At 40.3% G+C, this 17,769-nt stretch carries 19 protein-coding genes; 2 read left to right on the forward strand and 17 right to left on the reverse strand.

What is annotated here, in order from left to right:
• Window positions 1–69 precede the first annotated feature (69 nt).
• Window positions 70–1,257, reverse strand: coding sequence for an MFS transporter (locus ABN764_RS20275; protein ID WP_446672909.1), 1,188 nt, complete (start codon window positions 1,255–1,257; stop codon window positions 70–72).
• A gap of 409 nt (window positions 1,258–1,666) precedes the next feature.
• Between ABN764_RS20275 and ABN764_RS20280 the strand changes: the two genes are divergently transcribed.
• Window positions 1,667–2,530, forward strand: coding sequence for an alpha/beta fold hydrolase (locus ABN764_RS20280; protein WP_446672910.1), 864 nt, complete (start codon window positions 1,667–1,669; stop codon window positions 2,528–2,530).
• Window positions 2,531–2,683: 153 nt separating this feature from the next.
• On the opposite strand, the gene ABN764_RS20285 is transcribed toward ABN764_RS20280, so the two are convergent.
• The 13 genes from ABN764_RS20285 to ABN764_RS20345 form a co-directional block, all read right to left on the reverse strand.
• Window positions 2,684–3,358, reverse strand: coding sequence for a hypothetical protein (locus ABN764_RS20285; RefSeq protein WP_446672911.1), 675 nt, complete (start codon window positions 3,356–3,358; stop codon window positions 2,684–2,686).
• 273 nt (window positions 3,359–3,631) lie between these two features.
• Window positions 3,632–4,219 carry an ATPase gene (locus tag ABN764_RS20290; RefSeq protein ID WP_446672912.1) on the reverse strand — a complete coding sequence of 196 codons (588 nt, stop codon included), beginning with the start codon at window positions 4,217–4,219 and terminating at the stop codon, window positions 3,632–3,634.
• Window positions 4,212–4,388, reverse strand: coding sequence for a hypothetical protein (locus ABN764_RS20295; RefSeq protein ID WP_197035287.1), 177 nt, complete (start codon window positions 4,386–4,388; stop codon window positions 4,212–4,214). The genes ABN764_RS20290 and ABN764_RS20295 overlap by 8 nt, the downstream gene beginning before the upstream one ends.
• A gap of 218 nt (window positions 4,389–4,606) precedes the next feature.
• Complete coding sequence (locus ABN764_RS20300) at window positions 4,607–5,671, reverse strand: DUF8371 domain-containing protein (protein ID WP_446672913.1); 1,065 nt, start codon at window positions 5,669–5,671, stop codon at window positions 4,607–4,609.
• A gap of 107 nt (window positions 5,672–5,778) precedes the next feature.
• Window positions 5,779–6,294 carry an HNH endonuclease gene (locus ABN764_RS20305; RefSeq protein WP_446672914.1) on the reverse strand — a complete coding sequence of 172 codons (516 nt, stop codon included), beginning with the start codon at window positions 6,292–6,294 and terminating at the stop codon, window positions 5,779–5,781.
• A gap of 381 nt (window positions 6,295–6,675) precedes the next feature.
• Entirely contained in the window at window positions 6,676–8,010 is a 1,335-nt protein-coding gene (locus ABN764_RS20310) for a hypothetical protein (protein ID WP_446672915.1), read from the reverse strand.
• Entirely contained in the window at window positions 8,011–8,316 is a 306-nt protein-coding gene (locus ABN764_RS20315; protein ID WP_446672959.1) for a hypothetical protein, read from the reverse strand.
• Window positions 8,317–8,834: 518 nt separating this feature from the next.
• Window positions 8,835–9,401: an SF0329 family protein gene (locus ABN764_RS20320; protein ID WP_446672916.1), complete on the reverse strand. Its 567-nt coding sequence runs from the start codon at window positions 9,399–9,401 to the stop codon at window positions 8,835–8,837.
• Between the two features lie 175 nt (window positions 9,402–9,576).
• Window positions 9,577–10,395, reverse strand: coding sequence for a phosphonoacetaldehyde hydrolase (phnX, locus tag ABN764_RS20325; RefSeq protein ID WP_446672917.1), 819 nt, complete (start codon window positions 10,393–10,395; stop codon window positions 9,577–9,579).
• Entirely contained in the window at window positions 10,388–11,488 is a 1,101-nt protein-coding gene (gene phnW / locus ABN764_RS20330) for a 2-aminoethylphosphonate--pyruvate transaminase (protein ID WP_446672960.1), read from the reverse strand. Before phnW ends, phnX begins: the two co-directional genes overlap by 8 nt.
• A 27-nt stretch (window positions 11,489–11,515) precedes the next feature.
• Window positions 11,516–12,508: an extracellular solute-binding protein gene (locus tag ABN764_RS20335; protein WP_446672961.1), complete on the reverse strand. Its 993-nt coding sequence runs from the start codon at window positions 12,506–12,508 to the stop codon at window positions 11,516–11,518.
• A gap of 66 nt (window positions 12,509–12,574) precedes the next feature.
• Window positions 12,575–14,194 (reverse strand): ABC transporter permease subunit, encoded by a 1,620-nt coding sequence (locus tag ABN764_RS20340; RefSeq protein WP_446672918.1) that lies wholly within the window; start codon window positions 14,192–14,194, stop codon window positions 12,575–12,577.
• Window positions 14,187–14,939 carry an ABC transporter ATP-binding protein gene (locus ABN764_RS20345; protein ID WP_005543084.1) on the reverse strand — a complete coding sequence of 251 codons (753 nt, stop codon included), beginning with the start codon at window positions 14,937–14,939 and terminating at the stop codon, window positions 14,187–14,189. The genes ABN764_RS20340 and ABN764_RS20345 overlap by 8 nt, the downstream gene beginning before the upstream one ends.
• A 226-nt stretch (window positions 14,940–15,165) precedes the next feature.
• Between ABN764_RS20345 and ABN764_RS20350 the strand changes: the two genes are divergently transcribed.
• Window positions 15,166–15,927 carry a DeoR/GlpR family DNA-binding transcription regulator gene (locus ABN764_RS20350; RefSeq protein ID WP_446672919.1) on the forward strand — a complete coding sequence of 254 codons (762 nt, stop codon included), beginning with the start codon at window positions 15,166–15,168 and terminating at the stop codon, window positions 15,925–15,927.
• Between the two features lie 124 nt (window positions 15,928–16,051).
• Here ABN764_RS20350 and ABN764_RS20355 read toward each other — a convergent pair whose 3' ends face one another.
• The 3 genes from ABN764_RS20355 to ABN764_RS20365 are packed head-to-tail and all read right to left on the reverse strand — an operon-like array spanning window position 16,052 to window position 17,658.
• The gene (locus tag ABN764_RS20355; protein ID WP_446672962.1) at window positions 16,052–16,687 is read right to left on the reverse strand and encodes a GAP family protein; all 636 of its coding nucleotides are present in this window, start codon (window positions 16,685–16,687) and stop codon (window positions 16,052–16,054) included.
• A 17-nt stretch (window positions 16,688–16,704) separates the two neighbouring features.
• Window positions 16,705–17,478: a MerR family transcriptional regulator gene (locus tag ABN764_RS20360; RefSeq protein WP_446672920.1), complete on the reverse strand. Its 774-nt coding sequence runs from the start codon at window positions 17,476–17,478 to the stop codon at window positions 16,705–16,707.
• A gap of 30 nt (window positions 17,479–17,508) precedes the next feature.
• Window positions 17,509–17,658: a hypothetical protein gene (locus ABN764_RS20365; protein WP_021254963.1), complete on the reverse strand. Its 150-nt coding sequence runs from the start codon at window positions 17,656–17,658 to the stop codon at window positions 17,509–17,511.
• Window positions 17,659–17,769: the final 111 nt, after the last annotated feature.

Here is a 17,769-nt window from a genome sequence, read left to right on the forward strand (position 1 = left end):
CCGGGATCTTTTGGGTCATCTTCAAACGAATGATTTCGCTTTTTTGAAGCAAATCTTATCGAGAGCATATCAGCCGTATTGAGGAGAATTTAGATTTTTCAGTCGACTTCCCGTGAAGATACTGCTCACGAGCAATACGAATCCGCCAAACAGATAGGGCAAGTCGAAATGGACTTCAAACAAAATCCCTGCCAACAACGGTCCAAATATCGTACCAAGACTCGTATAGGCATTATTCATTCCTGCCACAAACCCTTGTTCATTCCCGGCCACTCTGGACAGTAGCGTATTGATCGTGGGACGCAAAATATTATTGAACGTAAAGAATAACATCGTGATTACCATGACATAGAAGAAATCGCCAGAGAATAATAGGAATACAAGGGATACCGCCGATAACAACAACATGGCAACAATAATCTGTTTTTCCCCGAATCGTCGTGTAATCCGGTCAGTCAGCAACAGTTGATTCATCGTGCCGATGAGCGAACATACGGTTAGTAGAATAGCGATTTGACCCGTCGTGAATCCGTACACCTGTACGACAAAGAGTGGAAAAATCGCTTCAAAATGCGTCAGACCGAAGGTCATCGTGAAAACAATGAGCAACATGACAAAATAGCGAGACCGAACCGAAAGTGCGATTTGCCGGAACACATTGTCCCTCTTTTCCTTCACTTGACTACGCATTTGGCGAATGTTCGCCGACACCGATTCAGGCAATCCCCAGAAACTGCAGAGCATTGCCAGCACTCCTACACATGCGGATACATAGAATGGCATCTTGATGCCCCATTCCGCAAGCAATCCACCGACACCCGGTCCGATAATAAACCCAGATGTCATCGACGCACCCAACCATGACATCGACTTGCTGCGCTGATCATCTGCTGTAATGTCAGCAATATACGCAATAATGGACGGGATTAAGGCTGCTGAGCCTATTCCACCAATCAATCGCGATGCGAATAATAAAGTTAGATCACTTGCAAATGCTGCAAGCAGGTTGGAGAGTGCGAACAACACCAAACCAATGATAATCATTGGTTTACGGCCGTATCGATCTGACAAATTGCCTGCAATGGGTGAGAATATAAACTGGGTCAAGCCGAAGCAAGAGACCAAATATCCTGCCGCCTGTCCGCTTGCCGAAAACTCCTCAAGAAGCTCCGGCACGATCGGAATGACAAGCCCCATACTTAGATTAGCGAGAAACATGTTCAACAGCAGTAATGGAAACGCTGACTTCGTTAACATTTATGACCACCTATATCGAATTGATGAAAATTACGAGTCGGGAACACTGAATGCTCCCCTCTCTATTTGCATTTGTATATGTTAGCATGCGGCTTTCTTCAATAAAAATATGAAAAACATATAGGGACTTAATATTTTTGATATACATAACATCCTTTGTGGATTTTGACCGTTCATTATTGCTTGATTGATGAAATTCGAGGGAATATGCCAACTATCAGAATGTCGATGAAAGTTAATTATTGACACCCACAATCGTATAGGTTATTTTTAACCTATGTTACTTATAACTTAGTGTAGTTATGTAAATCCAATCAGCAATATTAGGCTTACTGAGTGGGAAGTCCTCAACAGGTGATGAACCAAACAAGATTTTGAGGATTCGAAAGAGAAGAAAGGGAGATATATCATGGAGAATATATATAAATCAGAAGTAGGCAAACGAGAAGTGTTAGGACAGTACCGAAAAATACTTGCTAGCTGGCCAGTGGAAAACCACCAATATGAAGTTGAGACGAGCTTTGGATCGACTTTTGTCATTGAGTCAGGATCAAAGGACAATCCCCCACTAATTCTTCTGCATGGAAGCGTAGCGAATTCTTTTGCTTGGTATGGCGATGTAGCTTCTCTTTCACAAACTCACAATGTTTATGCAATCGACATTATTGGAGAAGCAGGATTATCAGCAGCAAGCCGACCAAGTTACCAGAGTGGTGCATATGCGCTATGGTTGAATGAAACCATACATGCATTTGGATTAAGCTCCTGTTCCATTATAGCTATGTCATTAGGCGGCTGGATGGCATTGAGCTTCGCTACCACTTATCCGGAGAAGGTTGACAAGTTGGTTTTGCTTTGTCCCGGAGGGCTTGCACATGAAAAAGCCAGTTTCCTATGGAAAGCAATCTGTTTCTCCCTTCTTGGAAAATGGGGTCAGCTGCAAATACTTAAATTAGTGGGTGCCGGTAATATTTCTCCATCATCGTTATCCGGATTAGAAGTAGATCTAACATTCGCATCACTAATATTCAAAAATTTCAAACCGCGAACTGCAAAAATGCCGCTATTTAGTAATCAGTCCCTTTCACAATTAACGATGCCGATTTTCATGCTTTTTGGCGATTCTGATCAATTAATACCTGCTAGCAAGAGTATGAATCGACTTAAACAATTTGCACCACAAGCTAAGATCGAGCTGCTGCCTGATACGGGCCACCTCATTGTCAACCAAACAGATAGGATACTACAATTCTTGAACCTCCAAGACAGTTGATAGGTTATGCAAACAATAAAAGGGTTTCCCAACATTAGCACCTCCCGCCTAACAGCCGAGAAACTCTATGTCCGGAAACCCTTTGTTTATAGGCATTTTCAGCCTTCTATTTAGCTATCCTTGACATCAATATTGCGCACAGCGTTGAAGAAACTATAAAAAGCCATTCATTCCACCAAATATCCTACCGAGAACATTAAAATATATGAAAAGAAGAGATAATCCAATCGTTATCAAAAGTGTCAAAAACAAATGTTTGCCTTTTTTTGCGATAGAGAGAAACAAAATGATTATCATGAGTAAATAAATTCCCTGCATCCATGGAATTAAATAATAATGTGTATGTATAGGTAAGTACGCATTACGTAAATTATACCCTTCTGCAAGCAACACCGCCGCCGGGAGGGATAACACCGTATTGGAGAACAATCCGTTCCCACCCGAGTACCACATAATATATGCACAAATAGGTGAGATCACCGCGCATATGCTCCAAAAGATAATGACTTTTTGCGGGAAAAAATGCAGTATGAACACTGTATATACATAATAAACGGTAAGTAGAGCCACAAAAAACGTAAATACTTTTAAGGCCGCTTGCTTGGGCGAATCACTAAAGACCGATAAAAGCGTTGCTACAAATATCCACATGCCAAGCCGCGATCCAATGTGGTCAAGTATAGGATTTACGCCGGGATCATCCACAAGTTTCGCTGCTAACCCCAAAACAGCTCCTAAAATAAAAGCATATACGATTGAGAAAGTGATTTTTTTCGTATTTGATTTTATCGGAGCTCTAATCCCAGTTAACTTGTTGGATATCGCCATGATCTAATATTACACCTCCCAATTATATTCGAACTGCAAAAAGCTTTAGAAGCAAGAAAAGACCTGAACGAAAAGTTTCAAGTCTTTAAGGTTTATCCAAAAATTGAAGTGTTCGAGGGTAGAAAGATTAGTCATTATAATCCCCCCCCTCTCCCCTTAGATTAGATACAGTTTATTGAACTGTATCTTTTCCTTCAAGTCTCACTGAACACTCCGCATGTGTCGTCTTGGGAATAGGAACATGATTCACTCCTGTATATCGTATGACCTCAATCACTTCAAATATCTCTTTTCAACTTGTTCTACCCAACCTGGGATTGAATCTAAGCGATGTGTAATTGAGCCATGGCTAATCTGAAGCACCATATCACCTTTATCGCTACTGTTATCAATGACAATTAGATGATCGATTAGGTGCATGTTGTTAAGTAAATTCTGAATTGAAGTGTCATGCCTTCTGATAATGTCCTCAGTTGGAATATGATGTCCGCCATTTCTAACTCGCGCTGCAACTCGTTCTATATTTAAATGATAATCACCCAAACCTACATAAAACATCGTAATTTCAAACTTATTGGCCTTAGCATCCCGCATGAGACGAATAGCATTGCCACCTGCCAATGTAGTTTCAACCGAAAAGTCTCTACCATGACGAATACAGTCTCTAGCCAATTTGATGGCCTCTTTGCCTGCAGATACTTTTCGGCTTTCAGGATGCAAAGAATCTATCCCTCGTGCCAAAGCATCCGGATCAATGTTCACACTGATTCCTAGTCGATCAACGATCAGATTTCGAATCGTACTTTTACCGCTGCCATTATTACCAGCAAATATATACATAATTGGCGTTGGTTCATGCATGAGAAGCATCCGAATTGACAACAGGAACAATATCCCCATTGTTGTATTCCTTCACAATTTGACCTTCTACAGTTTTGTATACAATGTAAGTATCATTTGCTTTTGCGTCCAGCTTGGCACGATCTCCGGTGAGCTTAATAAGCTTCTCTAAATCATTAAATTTATCCATGGGCTTCACCTTCCCATCATCAGTATCGACGTTGAAACTAAATTATAACACAGCAGAACGATTTGACGTCACACCTTGATTGCATGTCAGTATTCTTCACCTGCGATTCTTCATGAAACAATCTTCGTTATCCAATTCAACTTGGCCTAACAACTTGGAAATTTAGTGAGAAGAGATATTTTTATTCTCATAACACATCTCATCTCATTTTCGGGTCATCATAGAATTGAAGCAGGCTTACGTTTTCTAAAATCTAATAGGGATATATTTATGTACAATTGAATTGTATCAGTATAAACATGTTCTCTAATGAATCGCATACTTTTATCGTACTCATCATCTGTGAAACAAGCAATTAAATAAAAAGCATTCTTATATTTGGTAGATCGCATATAATCCGTTAATTGCTTTTCATATCCTTTTTTTAAATAAGAACTGCTTGCTCTCTTTATTTCTACTAGAACCTTTTCATCTTCGTTAATATTTTTATATAACTTAAAATCAACTTTCCCATTTCCCAGTGCAGCCTCTCTAGTAATTTCTACTTCTTGATTATAAAAGTAAGCATCCATTATATTTTCTAAAATTAGCTGTATACGTTCTTCTTTTACTGGAACATCGTTCTCCCAAAATAATTTATATAAATTTCCGTAATGTATTCTTTCTGTGATATATTCCAACATTGAAGAAACTTCACCGGTAAGTGTAATATGCTTTGTTTTATATTGCTCTTGAATATCAAGAGGGAGTAATTCAAAATAGTAGTCTATGTTAATACCCAATCTTTCTTCTATGATTGTCTTTCCAAGTTTACGATTATTATATACAGAATCAATAAACAGAAAGTCTGTATCTGTAAACAAAGAATCTGAATAATAAAAGATATCGTAAAAGTGACTCTCATGTTCTTCTATGGAAAACTCACAACATTCTTCAAATTCTGCTTGACTAGCTTCTTGAATTAATAAATGACATCTTTCATCAAAATAAATTTGATTAAACTCCGGCAATTCCTTTTGCAAATCTGCCATATAATCAATGAATTTATACAAAACAAATTCATGAATCGCATTCATTTGATGATAAAATGTGTCTCCTGTCCAGTAGTATAATTCTTCAAGTGTTTTTACACATTTATGATATTGTTCTCTGTATAAATACTTTGGGAGAATTTCTTCAATTATATCCCCAATATCCGTTTCTTCATTAAATACTTCCACCTTTAAAAAATGGTGAACTATATAATTATATACGTCTTGGTAACCAGTCTCAAACAGAATCACCTAATTACCTCCCTTCAATTACCCCGCCCTATTTATTACCCGATCTGCTCCAAAAGCAAATTCTTTACTTCAAGTGCTTGTTATGTCTCAGTTCGCAAACAATTTAATTAAGTTTCTTCATACTTTTTCAACGAAATTCTAAATATACCCGCCAATGTTGCAGAATTTAGATACGGCTGTCCAAAATGATATGTTGTATTTAGAAGTTGCTCTCCTACGATTCGATTAAACTTACTAACATCGATTATGCTTCTATCTTCCAATTCCTGTTCTACAGATTTCCCATATATGAATTCATATTCCTTCATCCCTTGTTTCAACCAAAATGTATCATAAAATGACGTACTATATGCTCGAAGCCAATCCCACATGATATCCTTATCTGCAATATTCGGATTCTCTAAATGACATCTGTGACATAGCAGTATAAGATTTGAAGCCTCATCTTTACCACCCAAAGCTTCAGGAACAATATGACAACGTTCTAGTGAATTTTCGTACCCACATCTCCAACATCTTTCATGCGCTTCAGATGCATCTACACTTAATTCACACTCATCTACAATCGAAAACCAATAATCCACAATGTCCTTTTTTGAAGTTTTAATATTATGATTTACCATGTTCATGCTCCCTCTCATCGTAAATAGTGTTTTGGATCGGCTACACTTAGTTGGACAGAAAAAATAAGGGCTAGTAGAATAAGAGCAATATGACAAGGAGCGGATCTACTATGCCAAGACAAAGACGTTCATTTACTCATGAGTGAATCGGCTACACTTAGTTGAACAGAAAAATTAAGGGCTAGTAGAATGAACACATCACAACAAGAAGCGGATTTACTATATCAAGAATAAGACGAACATTTTCAGATGAACTTAAGAAACAGATGATCCAGCTATACGAGAATGGGAAATCAAGAGCAGAGCAAACATTGTAAGTGAGTATGAGCTGAGTGCATCTGCATTGGATCGTTTGATTAAACAAGCCCAGCCGCACATCGCTTAATTACGTAATTTCTTTAGTTTTCGAATTGCAAACTTTCTTGTATCCTCGTAGCTGTCATGCAAACACTCTTCTAAGATCTCTTGGGGGAGAACTTTTCTCTTGGACATTCTGTGAATCAGAGTATAACGACAATATGAACACAGTGTTTGTCTATAAATGTAGATAAATACATCGAGATTGATTTTAACTGATCGGTTATCTAATAAATCCTCAACGTCCATAAAGACATCATGCCATTCGCCTTCCACATATGATACTGTCAGACTTTGAATCCCTTCGAGTAGAACAGTTTCATCTTCAGACTTATAGCAATAACATAGGAGACTTAGAGCATTTGCGAGTTCTTTCTTTTGTTCAAGAAGATTTATCGCGTAGTCGTGAATCCTATCTGGCGGTAAATGCTTCATCATCTCAAAAGCAACATCACGTATTGATTGATTATCACTTTCAGCAAGTTCGAAAATAAATTGTTCATCCAATGGGAAACGAACTTTTCTAAAAGCCCAGAGTAATTCTAACTTTATTTCTAGATTTGTTTCTTCGATGGAGTACTTCGCTAATTTTAGCAAATCATCCTCTGAAGCAATTTTCGCAAAACGAAGTGCAAGCCCTCGGCTACGTTTTTCTCTTGATGCTTTTATCAGTTCTTCTAATGTGGGCGAATCAATATTTTTTCTATTTTGAACCGTAGTGTGTGAAACTGAGTTTAGAAAGGCTTTTACATAATCAGATTTAATCGCATTGTTTTGCAAATATCTATCGACACGTTTATCCCCAAACTTATTTTTCGCGTTTGAGTAGAACCAATCCATATCAACGGTAACACTTTTTCTTAAGGCATACTCACCAAGCTGTTTTACAATGCTCTTGAATGCAGAAAATCCATCTAGTGATGTTAGCCATACACAAAGCCATTCTAAGTTATCCTTATCTAAACGATTGGTGCGATGTGAAAGTAACCCGAGCAATGTATTATGTTTTTCATATAATGTTTCCCTTGCTCTAATACTACCATCTACTGAAAATAGATATAAAAGCTCGCACAACTGATCGAATAACCATGTATCTAGATTCTTTTGCTGCATAAACTTTTGGATTATTGCCTCTTCAAAGAAGCTCCTATCTTCGAATAGACAAATTGCATTATATAAAAAGACTCCACGTCCACCTTCACATTGCATGTCATAGCAAGTGTTACGAAGACAAGACCATAGGACAATATCCTTGTACTTTTCACGATTTTTGCTCTCTTTTAACTCGATATATGAATTACCTAGCCCCCGTTTGAAAGCCTCTTTGAATTGGGTTTTTGTAAGTTCTCTTGCCTTCAATTAATGATCCCCTTTTCTGCTCCAAGTTTCTACATCATACACATTGGATTCTTGGCTAAACCCCTCTGCTCTTATTAAGCCATTCTTCGTTGTTCCAAAGTACAGGTAATGCTCCCAAAGATTGAATATGTAACTGAGGGTCACTAGAATGCAAAAAGCGATCAACTTCTTTTGATTTCCGACAAGTAATTTCCAAGAATTATTTTGGATAATGTCAAGCACATGATACGCAGTGTCTTTATCTCGTGCATTGAATTTGTCGAAGTTCTTGAAAACAAGCACAAAGCCTTCACCACTAGGGACAATATCAGAGAGGCAATCATTGAAAGCATCTGGGTTTTTTCCGTAGTAATCTGGGAACTAAAGAGTATTGCCTATTTCCAAAAGACAACTGTTCTTATCCCATGATTCACAATCAAAGATATAAACGTCGAATCCTTCTTCTCTTATATTTTCAATATACTTTTCTAATATGCTTTGCCTCCAAAACATAACAATAGAACCGTTAATCATCAACGACTTCCATAGAACTTCCCGTAGCACTTTTATTTCCCCCCAATCATTATCAGAACAATGACCTAGGTATACTATACCATATGCTGGTATTTCACTTTTGTATCGTTTCTAATTCATCATTTAGCTGTAAACCACCCCCGAGTGTCCTATGGCATCCAACTCCCGCTACCATGTGAAAACAAAAAATACCCTCTCATTGAAGAGAGGGCAATCCCAATTTCGTTAATTCAGTTCCAAACTAACAGTGAACAACACTCCACATATGTCGAGTGTTCAGTGAGAACAACCCTGACACGATATATTTATTATCATAACGTACTACGTCGTAGCTCATAAAAATACTGCACAATGGGATGCTTTAGCTTCATCTTCTCAGTCATATTTAAAATTCGCTTTTTCCCAACTCGTCTGTCCACCAAAGCCAGAATATTCAATAAGATATCGTCGCTCTCTATGCTTTCCTCTATAGAAATAGTTAAAAAGTGATTCGCCACAACGTTAAAATTTGATTTACTTAATGATGACTGTGCCGACAAAAGCTCTTTTGCATATCCGGACATTTTTCTACTTCTAGCAATGACGATTAGACGATCCTCAGGAGCGCCCTTGGTATCCTTTCTAACTGCTTCAATTTCTTCATTGCTGATCGGAATTTGGATATCTGAATCATTCTTAATTTCCTGCTCCGTTTGATACCATTTGATTAAGCTCGTTTTATCACTCATATTGAATACATTCTTTTTATCTACCGAAATATAACAAATACCTGCTTTATCAGGTAAATAACGATAGCTCGTTGCACGGTATTCGACCCTTCCATGTAACGCAGGACAGAGAAAGCTCTCCAGTTGTTGCTTCAATTTGCTCCAGGACATGTAATCCCCCTATATTCTACTAGAATTCCTTCCCCCATATTATCACATCTTTATTCGATTTTTAGTACGTGTATATTGCAAATGTCCGAAAAGGCTGGACAACAAAAAGCCGCCTCCCTTATTGAAGAGGCAGCTCGTTCTATTCCAAACCTTACTCAACCCATTCCATATTCCTTTATATCAAACACCCCGGTCTCTTTCCATCCGAGATTAACTGATTGATCGCTTCGATTAATTGCGGAAGCTCACGCATCGTATCAATCGCGAAATCTGCACCATATTGCATAAAGTTATGCTTTGTCTTCGAGATCATCTCGGCTTGTTCTGCCTCAGATAGGCTTTCGAATTGCTCTTGGCTGAGTCCCATCTCGGAGCTGCCGACAGCAACACCAACCGACCACACGCCAGCATGGACTCCCTCTTTCACATCCGATGCCGTATCGCCCACTTTGACCACTTTCCAGCATGCGGAGAGCTTGAGCTCCTCCATATTGCGATGGATCATGTAAGGGTATGGTCTGCCATAAGAATCCGTCTCACTAGGTGTGACCAGATGATCGGGAATGTACCCCTTTTCCTTCGCAATAGGTACGATCACATCCATCATCGTGCGGGTATAGCCCGTTGTAGAGCCAAACTTCAATCCTTGCGCTCGTAAGGTTTCGACGATTTCCATTACACCAGGAATCGGATCTGTGTATTCAGCTAGTGAGGACATTAACGCAGGCTCAAATGCCGCATAGAGCTGCTCCACATCCTGTTCTGTAAATGGCTTGCCATACTGGTCTTCCCATAATGCCGAAACTCTGGGCATCGACAGCATCGCCCGGATATGATCGATTTTCAGCATCCCCATAGGTGCTCTAGCCTCAGCCATTGTCACCTCGATACCTGCCTGCTTGAAGATATCGATGAATACATTCACAGGTGCGAAACATCCGAAATCGATGGCCGTACCCGCCCAATCCAATATGATTCCTTCTACTTTATTCATGGTTGCAATGCTCCTTCATATATTGCTCAATTATACGGCATAGCTGATCAATGTCTTCCTCATAGATTTCCCCAATGTTCCCAATACGGAACGTATCCAAATTCGTCAACTTCCCTGGATAAATAACATAGCCTCTTTCTTTCACATATTGATAGAATTCGGCGAACTGAAATTGTTCGCTTGGGAACAGAAAGGTCGTAATAATAGGCGACTGGTAGTCCGCTTTAATGTAAGCTGTCATGCCAACCTTCGCAAGTCTCTCCCTGAGCAGCAGGTTATTGTGCTGATAGCGAGCTTGTCTTGCTGCGACTCCACCTTCTTCTTGCAGTTCATCCAACGCCTTGGAGAATGCAGCAACTACATGAGTTGGTGAGGTAAAACGCCATTTCCCGTCCCTGTCCATACACTTCCATTGATCATAGAGATCAAGAGCCAAGCTGCGCGCAATACCTTGACATTGCTGCAATTGATCAAGCTTAGCAATAACAAACCCAAAGCCAGGAACACCTTGAATGCATTTGTTCGCACTGCTGATTACATAATCAATATGAAGGCCAGCAACATCGATCTCAATACCGCCAAAGCTGCTCATCGCATCCACAATGAACGTTTTTCCATAAGCTTTGGCCAGCTTCGAGACCAAATCAATCGGATTCAGTATCCCTGTCGTTGTCTCGCAGTGGACCATTGCAATATGAGTAATCTCTGGATCAGCTTCAAGCATGACCCCCAGTTCCGTCATATCCGGATACTTATCATAGTCTACCTTATGCTCGACATACGACAGCCCTATCACTTGTGCCATCTGTATCATGCGTTCCCCATAAGCGCCGTTGGAGATGATTAGAACCTTATGTTCTGGAGCAATCACGGATGTCATCACCGATTCTACGGCAAAGGTTCCGCTGCCCTGCATCAATACAACTGTATACTGTTCCGAATCTACTCCTGCAATCGTCAATAACTGGGATCTTATTTTCTGCGTAATCGATTTATAGTCATCATCCCACGTGCAGCGATCTAGCAGCATTTCCTGCTTAACGGATCGGGTCGTCGTCAACGGCCCTGGGGTCAATAATTTGTAGTTATTCATCATGATCCTACTCCCTGTAGTTATGAATTATTTAGCATCTTTAAAAAACTGCTGATGTTCCTTCAATAACTCCACGGTTAATGGCTGATCGAACTTCATCGGTTTCGCTGGCTTATTGACCACATCTGTGGATTCCCCTTTATACAAGGCAACAGGATAGTTCGTAATCAAATCTTTTCTCGCATCCTTAATAATTGCCTCAGCCATTTTCATTGCAAGATCCGTCACTTCGTTGTTCTTATTGATTACTGCAATGGACTCTGTCAACGAATAATTTCCTTCGATGGGATCAATATAATCAATCGGAGCTCCTTTTTCGTGTGCACGCACCGCCTGATGACGAAGTCCAAATCCAGCAGCTACTTCTCCCGCTTCCACTTTCTTAATCGGTCCGGAACCGGATTTTTCTATATGCTGGCCTGCATTGGCAATGAGATCATGGAGTACAATCTTCCCTTCCTCTGGTCCATAAGCACTGATGATAGCCTGTATAAGCAGCCAAGCTGTAGAGGAATCTAATACATTTGGAATCGACACCAAATCCTTATATTCAGGCTTCGTCAAATCTTTGATCGATTGGGGAGCCTGCAGCCCTTTTTGCTTCAATACTTCTGTATTCACAAAGATAGAGCCTGTATTTGCCAAGATCGGCGTGTAGTAGGACGGATACGAATCCATAGCTCCTGTCTCAAAGGCTAAGTCTTTATACATCTTATATTGGCTCTGTGAACTGTCTAGGAAATACGAGCTCATAGTTACAAGATCAGCCTCAATCTTATCCCCTTCAGCCATCAGCTTGCCGCCTAGTTCTGACGTCCCCATCGATTGGAATTGATACTGCCCTTCATAGCCTGCGGATTTCAGTGAAGACTCCATCGCTGTTACTGCTTCTTCATCTGCGTTGGTATAGATAATCACTTGCTTCGATTCCTTTGCACCACCAGCACCACAGCCTGCCAATACCACCAACATGCTTATTGCCAGTAATGACAAGAGCACCATCCTGAACCTTTTTGACATTCCAACCATCGTAATCCCTCGCTTTTACTATTATTTAGGCCTATCATAGATAAGCATTAAGCCTGTTTAACGATGAATCGAAAATCTCTTTTGTCCATAATCACATAGCAGTTTCACAAGCATATTGGTGAAGAATATCAGCATCGACAATACGAAAATTTCATTGAATTTGGCAAAATGCTGAAGCTCCTTGATTTTACTAGCAACGACAGCGGTTTGGGTGGAGACGAGAAATATGATGCCGCTGATCGTAACCATCGCATTGAGAAAATAATATCCCAGCATCTCGATCACCGTCGCAGCCGAATTAGGCAGGACTACCCGATAGACCGTCTTGAACCAGCTATCTCCGAGCAGTTCTCCCGTCGTTTCCCAGGAAGGATTCATCTTGGAGAGCGAGTTCTTCGCCATCAAATACGGTGTTGTAAAGAAATGCACAATATTACACAGCACGATGATCGTCACGGTCCCTTTCAAGCTGCTTCCATTAAACAAGAGCAAGTAAGAGATACCAAGCACCATGCCAGGCACCGTATTCGTGATCATGGAAGCCATATCGGTGAGTGATCTTGCCCTTAATGAAGTCCGTACATTGAGAAGCGCAGCACAATAAGCAATCAACGTACCAAATACAGAAGTTAACACAGCAATCCAAATCGAGTTCCGATATACCTTCGTTAAATCACTCGATTGAAGTACGCTTAGGACATGTTTACATGTAAAAGTAAGATCATAAGGATATCGGCTCAACCACGGTGCAATAAACATAATGGCGAATATCGACAGCATCATAAAGACGATGACAGAAGACACGGTCACGAAGCTAATATCGCGCACCCGATGTGTCGGCAGCTCGATTTCTCCAAGTTGATCATAGTGAAAGTTAAGCTTCTCTAGAGACCGCAACAGCCATATTGCGAATATCGCCGGCACAAGCATGAGCACCGCGATGACAGCCCCCTGATTCAGATCAGGAATGGAGCCCAGCATGACTTGATACAACTGGCTGGCTACCACCGAATAGGTTCCTCCCACCGATGCCGGTATCCCAAAGTCCGTGAAGCTTAGGATAAAGGAAAGCACAAATGCTCCACCCAATGCCCCTGCCAACGGCCGAACAATCGTATTCGCAAAACTTCTTAATGGTCTGTCGCCCATCAGGTGAGACACGATAATAAACTTTTTATCGATGTATTTAAATGCGTTATGAATCATTAAAAAGGCTGGTGGAAGTGTATAAATGACATAACCGATCAGCAATCCATTAAAGCCATAGATATCGAACAAATTTCGTCCTGCAAGCTTGGTCAGCAATCCCTGATTGCCAAGTGAATACATCATGGCAAATCCATACGTAATTGTCGGAAGCAGCATGGGAAGAACGATTGTCATCTTCAGCATGCCTTTGAAGATCCGATGAGCACGTGTACAGTGAATCGTATACGCTGGGATGAATGCCAATATCGTTGTAATAATTGCGGTCACCGTCGATACCTTCATGCTGTTCAAGGCAGCTATCATCATCTCATCATTCATCCAAATCGAGCTGTAATTGGCAAACGAAAAGCCTTGCTCTGTCTCGAAGGATCGAATAAATAGGACAAGCAGCGGCAAGAACAAAATAACGGTTAACAAAAGGAATATGGCGATGAGCAGAACCCGCATTTCTGGCTTTACTTTATGCATATCGCTCACCAAACAGATTGAATATATTCTGCCGCTTAATCTGCAACTGCTTGATAATAAACTGTTTTACAAACTCATTGCTCGGCTGCCCGATAATCTCTCTCGGCGTACCATATTGCGAGATTGTGCCTTGATTGATAATCAAAATTTTATCGGAGAGGGTTAATGCTTCCTCCGGGTCATGGGTAACAATGATCGTCGTGAGCTTGAACTCCCTGGCAATCGATTGGATCCGTTGCTTGATCGATTCTTTAATGACTCCATCCAATGCGCTGAGCGGTTCGTCTAGCAGCAGAATCTTCGGCTTCGTAACCAAAGTTCTAGCTAAAGCCACTCTCTGCTTCTGTCCGCCTGATAATTCACTGATTCGCTTGCTCAGATGCGGCTTCAGTTCCAAAAAATCAATATAGTCTTGAACCTCCCGCTCACTCACGCTTCCTTTCTTATTGCGCAACCCATAGATGATATTCTCGTAAGCATTCAGATTCGGAAATAAAGCATAATCCTGAAATACGATATTAAAGCCGCGCTTTTTCATGGATACATGAGTCATGTCCAAGCCGTTATACATAATGCTGCCATGATCCAGCTTCGTTAGGCCAAGAATAATATTAAGCAGTGTCGTTTTCCCGCTCCCGCTAGGGCCGAGAAGCGATACAATCTCGCCAGAACCTATCTCTAAGCTGATATCTTGGAGCACCATTTTGCCGTCAAATTGTTTGCTGATATGTTGCAGCTTAAGCAAACGGCTCACCTCCCTTAGTCACACCCCCATTATATAAATCAATGATCAAATCAAATGCACTTTTATGTAAATGTTGAGTAAATCATGCATATATACTTCATATATTTTGCATATATTGTGCGCCATATTTCATGTTCAGTTGAAATATATAGTCAAATTTAATTGAATGTGAACGGTGCAGTCGTTACACTATAGGTAACAATATCAATCGATAATAGGTGAACTTATGCTGCCACTTGAAAGACAACAGAAGATTATAGAATTGCTTACCATCAAAAAGGTTCTTAAACTGCCTGAGCTGGCAACCGAATTAGCGGTCTCCGTGGATACACTACGACGAGATCTGAATCTATTGACCAAGCAAGGGAAGATCGAAAAGATATATGGCGGTATTAAAATCGTGGAGTCGAAGTATGGAGAATCCTCCATGGATGAGCGAATGGTTACCTTATTTGAGGCAAAAGAAAACATCGGTAAAATATGCAGCGAGATGATCGACGATGGGGATTGCATCTATATTGACAGTGGCTCCACCACCTATCACATAGCCAAGTTTATCAAAGGCAAGAACAATCTCACGGTGGTCACCAACTCCATTCCCGTGATCAATGAGCTCATGAATACCGATGTTGAACTGATTATTATCGGAGGAAAAATCCGCAAAGAGGAACATTCCGTAGTCGCGTACGATTATATTTTCAATTTTCACGAATTGAATATTCGAAAAGCGTTTATCTGCTGCAGCGGCATTACGATGGAACGAGGGATCTCAGATTACAATATGGAGGAAGCAATTACACGCAAGAAGATGATCGAACTGTCTAAAGAGGTGTATATCGTGGCAGACAGCACCAAATTCGGAAAAGACGTTAAGATTGCCATTACACCACTAGATAACGTGGACGCCATTATTACCGATGCGAATATCGATCCCAGTTACCCGCCGCAGTTTACGTCGATACGAACGAAGCTTATCATTGCAGAGTAAAGTGAACCAACTGGCTTATTTACCATCAGGAGAAAGATGGGTCATGGAAACTGCATGCTTATGTATGGAATCAGGTAATCATGAAAAAGAGGGGCCATCGCCCCTCATAGGTTTATAAAACTCCCTACAGATAATCCAAACTATAAAAAATCATAATCGCCCCCACGATACACATCACCCACGAAACAGCCGATCCCGAATGCTTCGAAAGCTTGATTTGAAGCCTTTCTAATGGCCTTTTCATCACTCGCCCTAATAATAAATGCAATGTAAATAAGATTAATGGCGGGAGAACCATTATAAAATTATAACCTACCATAATTGGGAGCCACTGAAAAACAGTTAAATTTGAGGTATTCATAAGACCAATCGCAGCAAAATACGGAAATGCTGCACCTACCTCAATCAATGATGTCGTGAAACCGAGTGCAATCATGGATGTCTTGCTTTTTGACTTCGGCCTTGGCAATTCCGACTTTTTACTCTTTGGATAGTAGAAGCTGGCTATAAACAGAATTCCCCCAATAATCAGCATAGCCCAACTTACAATCCGATTTTGAAAAATGGAAGAGAAACTAGCCAGAAACACATCCAGACCTAACATGAAAGCAACGCCTACTGAAAAATAAATGACTGCGACCGTCAATAAATAAATCATTAAGCGTGAACCTAATCGCTCTTTTTCAGTCAACAGCAAATATACGGTTACTCCCAATGTTGCAGGGCTAAGCGTGTCTAATAAGGCTAATCCCCCTATCATAGAAAGGAGTTCAAGAGTCACGATTCTCCTCCTTGCTCTATGGAAGAGTTCTGTATGGAAGACATGTGAATATCATAGGCTCGCTCCATAAAATCAAGAACTTCCTTGTCTATAGGATACAGTCCGAGACTCTCAGATTGCTCTGGGGATTTCCTCAGATCCCATAGTTTATTCACAAACTCGTCTTCTCCTTTGAATTCTTCCAGTTGTTTTTCTATCATACGCCGTATTATGTTTTGCACTCGTGATGAAGCAGGATCACCTTTCGTATATCGTTTTATCTGACCTAGTAAAGCAATCCACTCCATAGAATCAGGGTCTTCTCCACTCATTTTTGGGAGTTTTGTCCAAAGCTCTATTTCCCTATCGTTAAACATGTTCTCCTTGATGGTCGGCAATCTTTTTTTATGCTGATTCGATAACTGAATAAGTTTCTGTATCGCAAGTCGTTCATCCCCGTCTTCAACCGCAATCCCGGTTATCAATTCCCGCAGTGACGACTCTATACTCCTTAATCTTTCTTGCTCTTCAAGGATATAGGCTAACTGGTTTTTCAAACTGTTCGTCCAATTCCATTTAGAGTCGTATAACATACTTTTAATCTCTTGCAACTTGTAACCAATTCCCTTCAGAAATTGGATGTATTGAAGCTTCTTCAGTTCCTCTTCTGAATACAGACGATGTCCCCCTTCTGTTTTGGACGGTGCCGTCAATAATCCAATCTGATCATAGTACCGAAGTGTTCTGACCGTGATATTCGTTTTTTTTGCAACTTCTTTAATATGTATCAATTACAGACACCTCCGACAATTCAGATAAGATCAATTTTCTTGATCTTTATATAAACCATGTTTGATTAAATATCCTAATCCTAGACCGACTAATACGCCTGGAAATGCTTGATCAATCATAAGTCCAATTCCTGCTCCTATAATTACACATGCATAAATAATGATGTCTCCTTGTTTCATATCTACTCTCCCCTTTTATAATAAATCTCCTCTTCCCCTTAGCCGACTTAACAACATAAGTGATGAAGAGCTTACCCATTGGCTTGATTATACAAAATGACGCAACGTCAC

The sequence above is a fragment of the Paenibacillus wuxiensis genome (genome assembly GCF_040195695.1).
In the GTDB taxonomy this organism is placed as follows: domain Bacteria; phylum Bacillota; class Bacilli; order Paenibacillales; family Paenibacillaceae; genus Paenibacillus_B; species Paenibacillus_B suaedae.

What these genes read in the sequence shown, in the direction of transcription:
- ABN764_RS20275 (WP_446672909.1), bottom strand. Translation starts at nt 1,257, where the DNA reads ATGTTAACGAAGTCAGCGTTTCCATTACTGCTGTTGAACATGTTTCTC.
- ABN764_RS20280 (WP_446672910.1), top strand. Translation starts at nt 1,667, where the DNA reads ATGGAGAATATATATAAATCAGAAGTAGGCAAACGAGAAGTGTTAGGA.
- ABN764_RS20285 (WP_446672911.1), bottom strand. Translation starts at nt 3,358, where the DNA reads ATGGCGATATCCAACAAGTTAACTGGGATTAGAGCTCCGATAAAATCA.
- ABN764_RS20290 (WP_446672912.1), bottom strand. Translation starts at nt 4,219, where the DNA reads ATGCATGAACCAACGCCAATTATGTATATATTTGCTGGTAATAATGGC.
- ABN764_RS20295 (WP_197035287.1), bottom strand. Translation starts at nt 4,388, where the DNA reads ATGGATAAATTTAATGATTTAGAGAAGCTTATTAAGCTCACCGGAGAT.
- ABN764_RS20305 (WP_446672914.1), bottom strand. Translation starts at nt 6,294, where the DNA reads ATGGTAAATCATAATATTAAAACTTCAAAAAAGGACATTGTGGATTAT.
- ABN764_RS20320 (WP_446672916.1), bottom strand. Translation starts at nt 9,401, where the DNA reads ATGTCCTGGAGCAAATTGAAGCAACAACTGGAGAGCTTTCTCTGTCCT.
- phnX (WP_446672917.1), bottom strand. Translation starts at nt 10,395, where the DNA reads ATGAATAAAGTAGAAGGAATCATATTGGATTGGGCGGGTACGGCCATC.
- phnW (WP_446672960.1), bottom strand. Translation starts at nt 11,488, where the DNA reads ATGAATAACTACAAATTATTGACCCCAGGGCCGTTGACGACGACCCGA.
- ABN764_RS20335 (WP_446672961.1), bottom strand. Translation starts at nt 12,508, where the DNA reads ATGTCAAAAAGGTTCAGGATGGTGCTCTTGTCATTACTGGCAATAAGC.
- ABN764_RS20340 (WP_446672918.1), bottom strand. Translation starts at nt 14,194, where the DNA reads ATGCATAAAGTAAAGCCAGAAATGCGGGTTCTGCTCATCGCCATATTC.
- ABN764_RS20350 (WP_446672919.1), top strand. Translation starts at nt 15,166, where the DNA reads ATGCTGCCACTTGAAAGACAACAGAAGATTATAGAATTGCTTACCATC.
- ABN764_RS20355 (WP_446672962.1), bottom strand. Translation starts at nt 16,687, where the DNA reads ATGATAGGGGGATTAGCCTTATTAGACACGCTTAGCCCTGCAACATTG.
- ABN764_RS20365 (WP_021254963.1), bottom strand. Translation starts at nt 17,658, where the DNA reads ATGAAACAAGGAGACATCATTATTTATGCATGTGTAATTATAGGAGCA.